The organism is Wolbachia endosymbiont of Drosophila barbarae, assembly GCF_044752445.1.
GTDB lineage: Bacteria > Pseudomonadota > Alphaproteobacteria > Rickettsiales > Anaplasmataceae > Wolbachia > Wolbachia pipientis.
The window spans coordinates 1-4,840 of record NZ_JBIXJM010000158.1 but is presented as its reverse complement, the minus strand read 5'-3'; the positions used below and the strand labels follow the sequence as shown (position 1 = coordinate 4,840).

Sequence of the window (4,840 nt, the reverse complement as noted above, 5' to 3'; positions counted from 1 at the left end):
TCTTTTGCCTTTTTTTCTGCTTAGTAAATTTCTTAAACATTTAAACTAAGGTGAGTTGCATTTAAAAGCAGCTAAATTGCAGTGTTTAAGACTTAAAAAACGCCAATACTGAAAATAGACAATGACTAGGGCTTCTTTTGCCTTTTTTTCGTTTGGTAAATTTCTTAAGTATTTATGGCTAAACGACAATCGTCATCCCGCTACATGTTAGCGGGATCTATGTTAAGGTATGACGGTTAAGTAAGGGATCTATGTTAAGAGATACCGCGGCGGTATGACGGTTCGTGGCGGCGTGACGATAAGCTCGTCATCCCGCTACGTGTTAGCGCCGCGGCGGTATAGCTATACTTAAAAATATGGTTGAATAGTTGTTAATAATAGTGTATAATTATTAATCTTTTCTCAGTATTTTTACTATGGCTCTTTCTAAATTTCTCGATTCAAAGTTAGATTTAACATTTAAGAAAATCTTTGGCACTGAAAAAAATAAGAATATTCTTATCCATTTTTTAAACGATATTTTAGGATGTACTGAAGTCAACACTATACAAGAAGTAGAATTCTTAAGCACCATTATGGACCCTGAAATTGCTTCTGATAAACAAAGCATTGTTGATGTTCTTTGCAGGGATTCTAGTGGAAACAGGTATATAATTGAGATGCAGCTCACTCGTGATAAAGGCTTTGAAAAACGCGCACAACTTTATGCTGCTAAGGCTTACTCAAGACAAGCTGATAAATCTGGTAAATACGTTGATTTAAAGAAGATTTTCTTTATCGCGATTTCAAATTGTACCTTATTCCCTGATAAGCTTGACTATATATCTAGCCATACCATAAGAGATGAAAAAACCAATGAGCATGACTTAAAAGATTTTCAATTTATCTTCATAGAGCTGCCAAAATTTCCTAAGAGTAGAGAAGAACAACTAGAAAGTGTAGTAGACCGTTGGCTATTTTTTTTCAAATATGCAGATGAAACAACGGACGAAGATCTCAGAAAAATTGCGGAAAAATCACCAATAATAAAGCTAGCATATGATGAATTAGATAAGTTTCACTGGAATGAAAAAGATCTAGTAGCTTATGAAGAAAGAATAATGGATCTGCGCAAAGAAGAAGCCATTCTTGAATATAGACTTGATCTTGCTAAAGAGGAAGGTAGAAAAGAGAGGGAAATTGAAGTCGCAAAGAATCTACTTAAAGCAGGTGTTTCTTTTAATATTATAGCTCAAACTACTGGTCTTTCTATGAGTGAGATCAAAGAATTGCAGAATTAAGTGTGAATGGTTACGAAAAATATAAGTTTTTGCGATAAACGACATAGTGATGTATTTGTTGTTCAGCATGTCAGTGGAATATTTTCTGGTATCTGTTCAGATGCATGGCTAATGCTGAAACAAAAATTCCAGTGCTCCTTTTTTTGTCATCCCAGTCTGGGATCCAGATTGGGCACTAAGTTGGTAAACACGAAAGCGCTTTACAACGTTTTTGATGGAACTGTGCAAAAGGACTGGATACCAGTGTCAGCTACTTGCATGACACCCATTTGTTCCTATAGTTGCTTTTCTCGTCTACCTTATTTTGCCACTCATCTGAACAGATACCCATTTTGGAGGGATACCAATAATAGTTGTGAGCGGTACAAGTTTAGTCCATATACCTTCCAAGCATAACACGCTCACGAAACTTTAATGCGATAGCTTGGTTTCTACTGAAAGACAGCATTATGCCAAGTGCGATGCTCGAAGATAAAAGAGAAGAACCACCATAGCTAAGTAACGGCAGGGTTATGCCGGTGGTTGGAAAAACACTCAATGTTACCCCTATGTTTATTATGAATTGTGTGATGAATTGAATTGAGATACCGAGAATCACCAACAGATTAAATAATTCATTTTCCCTATATGCAATGTAAAGCAAGCGGGCGGAAATGATGCCAAATAACATCAATGTGGCTAAGCACGTAATCAAACCAAATTCTTCTGCTAAAACAGAAAACACAAAATCTGTATGGCAATCAGGAAGAGAGGCTTTTACGCTACCTTCACCAGGCCCAACTCCAGTTAATTGACCTCTTTTGAATGCTTCTAATGATTTTGTGACTTGAAAGTTATCGCGCTGCGTAAAAAAGACAAAATTGTAAATCCTTTGCTTTATATGCGGGAGGCATAAGTAAGCTATTGTAGTTCCAGTTGTGGCCATTCCTATTATGCATAGAAAGTATAAAAATGGTATACATGCAATAAACATTTGACCGATAAAAGAATATGTTAAAAGCATAGACATACTGAAATCAGGTTGCAAAAGTACCAACACAAAAACTAACAGAAATATTATGATTGATATGTGTATTTTAAACTTCATTTCGCTGGCCAAGATACTAGCTATAACAACAGAAAAAAATGGCCTTACGAACTCAGATGGTTGAACAGAAATTTTGACAATATGTAACCATCGTTTCGCACCTTTTACCTCTATACCAAGTATTATCGCAATTGCTACTAGAATAGTAAATAAAATGAAACCTGCGAACGAGAGGTTAAGTATAGTTCTTGTGTTGAGAAAAGAAAATGTTACCAAGGTAATTAGTGACAGGACTATATAAATTGTGTGACGCCGTATAAAATAATCTTGTGGTAAAGAAAGACGCTGCGCAATTACAGGGCTTGCTGAATAAACAAGAATGAAGCTTATAGTGAGCAAAAAAAACACTGGAAGGATGAGATAATAATCCAGCGTTCTATACCAGAGTTTAATATTCATTTTGTTCCAATGTGTAATGCCACTATTCCATAGCTCATATTATGAAACTCAACATTCTTAAAGCCTACCTCTTCAATTTCCATTTTAAAATCAGCCTGAGTTGGAAATTCTCTGATGCTCTTCACTAAATATTCATAAGAACTCTTGTCTTTAGCAACTATGCTGCCAATTTTAGGAATTACTTTAAATGAATATAAGTCATAAAGTTTGGTAAATATCTCATTTTGATAGTGCATAGGGGCAAATTCTAAGCAGATAAATTTCCCATGTGGTTTTAATACCCTGTGCGCCTCATTTAAAGCCTTCTTGCGGTCAGAAACATTTCGAATGCCAAAAGCTATTGTGCAATAATCAAATTCGGAGTCTTCAAATGGTAAACTTTCTGCACTTGCACATACCCAATCAAAATTAATTTGGTTTGAATTTATAGCTTTATCACGTCCTCTGCTTAGCATGTTTTGATTTATATCGCATACTGTAACCTTAGCACTTGGCTCTTTTCTTACTATTCTTATTGCTATATCTCCAGTTCCTCCAGCAACATCTAAAACCTTAGAGTTTTTTGTAAAATGCACACTATTTACCATCCTATCTTTCCATAATCTGTGCATTCCGAGGCTCATTATATCATTCATGGTGTCGTAGCGACTTGCCACGGAATCGAATACCTCTTTAACTAATTGCGATTTCTTCTTGATTTTTATAGTAGACATTACGTAAAAACTCCTTTATAATTAGTAAAAATTAATTTGAATTAACACAAATGTCAACGACAAGCCTTGAGCCTGTTAAAATCTTCTTCAGCGTGGTATGATGACCGAGTTAGTGGGCTTGATGCAACCACTAGGAACCCTTTGGAGTAAGCGATATATTTATAATGCTCAAATTCCTCTGGGGTAACATACCTATCAAGTTTTGCATGTTTTGGAGTTGGTTGTAGATATTGACCAATTGTAATAAAATCAACCTCAGCACTGCGCAAATCGTCCATAACCTGCAGTATTTCCTCTTTTGTTTCTCCAAGGCCAACCATAAGCCCTGACTTTGTGAAAACTTTAGGATTAATCTGCTTTACCATCTTCAGTAAATATAGTGAATGAAAATAGCGAGCTCGTGGTCTTATTTTTGCATACAATCTCGGCACTGTTTCAATATTGTGGTTATAGACATCAGGTGATGCAACAGCGATTGCTTCAAATGCTCCTTTCTTATTTAAAAAATCAGGAGTTAAAATCTCTATTGTTGTTTCTGAAGTTATCTTTCTAATTTCTTCTATGCACTGTATAAACTGATTTGCGCCACCATCTGGCAAATCATCACGATCAACGGAAGTAATGACAACATGTTTTAAGTTTAACTTTTTTATCGCTTTTGCTAAATTTTCTGGCTCATGAGGGTCTAGTTTATCAGGAATGCCAGTTGCAACGTTGCAAAATGCACAAGCACGAGTGCAAACAGAACCAAGAATCATCACAGTAGCATGACGTTTATTCCAACATTCACCAATATTTGGACATGCAGCCTCTTCGCACACTGTATGCAAGTTATGCAGTTTAACGATGTTTAAGGTCTCATTGAATACTTCACCGGTCGGAGCTTTTGCTCTGAGCCATGGAGGCTTACTATGCATCTGAAACTGCTAACTCTACCTCTTGCTTTACTAAAACTTTTTTCAACCTTCTTTTTATCTTCTGCGCTTTCTCACTTAGTTTAATCGTTCTTGTGTTGAGCAAAAAAGCATCTAAATCACCTTTGTAATCTATAGTTCTCAAAGTTCTTGTTGCCACACGAAATCTAAACTTTTTATTCAATATATCACTTGTTAACGTAACCTTATGTAAATTTAAAAGAAAGGTACGCTTTGTTTTACGATTCGAATGTGATACCTTATTACCAAAAGATTTTTTTCTATTTGTTAATTCACAAACTCTACTCACTTCAATATACCAAATTATTCTATGTACTTAGATTACCTTATATAGTCAAATAGTCAATACTCTCTTGCTTAATTTTTATACCATATACTGCTTTATAACCAAAAAATATCGTAATTTTTTCTATTATAAGAGAAATC

General features: G+C 35.2%; 5 protein-coding genes and 1 pseudogene. 1 reads left to right on the top strand and 5 read right to left on the bottom strand.

Annotated features, from left to right (window positions below; all coding sequences use genetic code 11):
- Window positions 1–416: 416 nt before the first annotated feature.
- Complete coding sequence (locus tag ACIPNH_RS02975; protein WP_400771637.1) at window positions 417–1,280, top strand: Rpn family recombination-promoting nuclease/putative transposase; 864 nt, start codon at window positions 417–419, stop codon at window positions 1,278–1,280.
- 370 nt (window positions 1,281–1,650) lie between these two features.
- Here the strand turns inward: ACIPNH_RS02975 and ACIPNH_RS02965 are convergent, their stop codons facing one another.
- The 5 genes and pseudogenes from ACIPNH_RS02965 to ACIPNH_RS02945 all read right to left on the bottom strand — a co-directional run.
- Window positions 1,651–2,766: an FtsW/RodA/SpoVE family cell cycle protein gene (locus tag ACIPNH_RS02965; RefSeq protein WP_400771635.1), complete on the bottom strand. Its 1,116-nt coding sequence runs from the start codon at window positions 2,764–2,766 to the stop codon at window positions 1,651–1,653.
- Window positions 2,763–3,479: a bifunctional demethylmenaquinone methyltransferase/2-methoxy-6-polyprenyl-1,4-benzoquinol methylase UbiE gene (gene ubiE, locus ACIPNH_RS02960; protein ID WP_264724116.1), complete on the bottom strand. Its 717-nt coding sequence runs from the start codon at window positions 3,477–3,479 to the stop codon at window positions 2,763–2,765. The genes ACIPNH_RS02965 and ubiE overlap by 4 nt, the downstream gene beginning before the upstream one ends.
- A gap of 53 nt (window positions 3,480–3,532) precedes the next feature.
- Window positions 3,533–4,396, bottom strand: coding sequence for a lipoyl synthase (gene lipA, locus ACIPNH_RS02955; RefSeq protein WP_264724115.1), 864 nt, complete (start codon window positions 4,394–4,396; stop codon window positions 3,533–3,535).
- Window positions 4,389–4,703 carry a 50S ribosomal protein L28 gene (gene rpmB, locus ACIPNH_RS02950; protein WP_006279619.1) on the bottom strand — a complete coding sequence of 105 codons (315 nt, stop codon included), beginning with the start codon at window positions 4,701–4,703 and terminating at the stop codon, window positions 4,389–4,391. Before rpmB ends, lipA begins: the two co-directional genes overlap by 8 nt.
- A 37-nt stretch (window positions 4,704–4,740) precedes the next feature.
- Window positions 4,741–4,840 (bottom strand): annotated as a pseudogene (locus tag ACIPNH_RS02945) (DUF721 domain-containing protein); the annotation flags it as partial.

Bases quoted from the DNA above. Each gene is read 5' to 3' on its own strand.
- ACIPNH_RS02975 (WP_400771637.1), top strand. From the start codon at position 417: ATGGCTCTTTCTAAATTTCTCGATTCAAAGTTAGATTTAACATTTAAG.
- ACIPNH_RS02965 (WP_400771635.1), bottom strand. From the start codon at position 2,766: ATGAATATTAAACTCTGGTATAGAACGCTGGATTATTATCTCATCCTT.
- ubiE (WP_264724116.1), bottom strand. From the start codon at position 3,479: ATGTCTACTATAAAAATCAAGAAGAAATCGCAATTAGTTAAAGAGGTA.
- lipA (WP_264724115.1), bottom strand. From the start codon at position 4,396: ATGCATAGTAAGCCTCCATGGCTCAGAGCAAAAGCTCCGACCGGTGAA.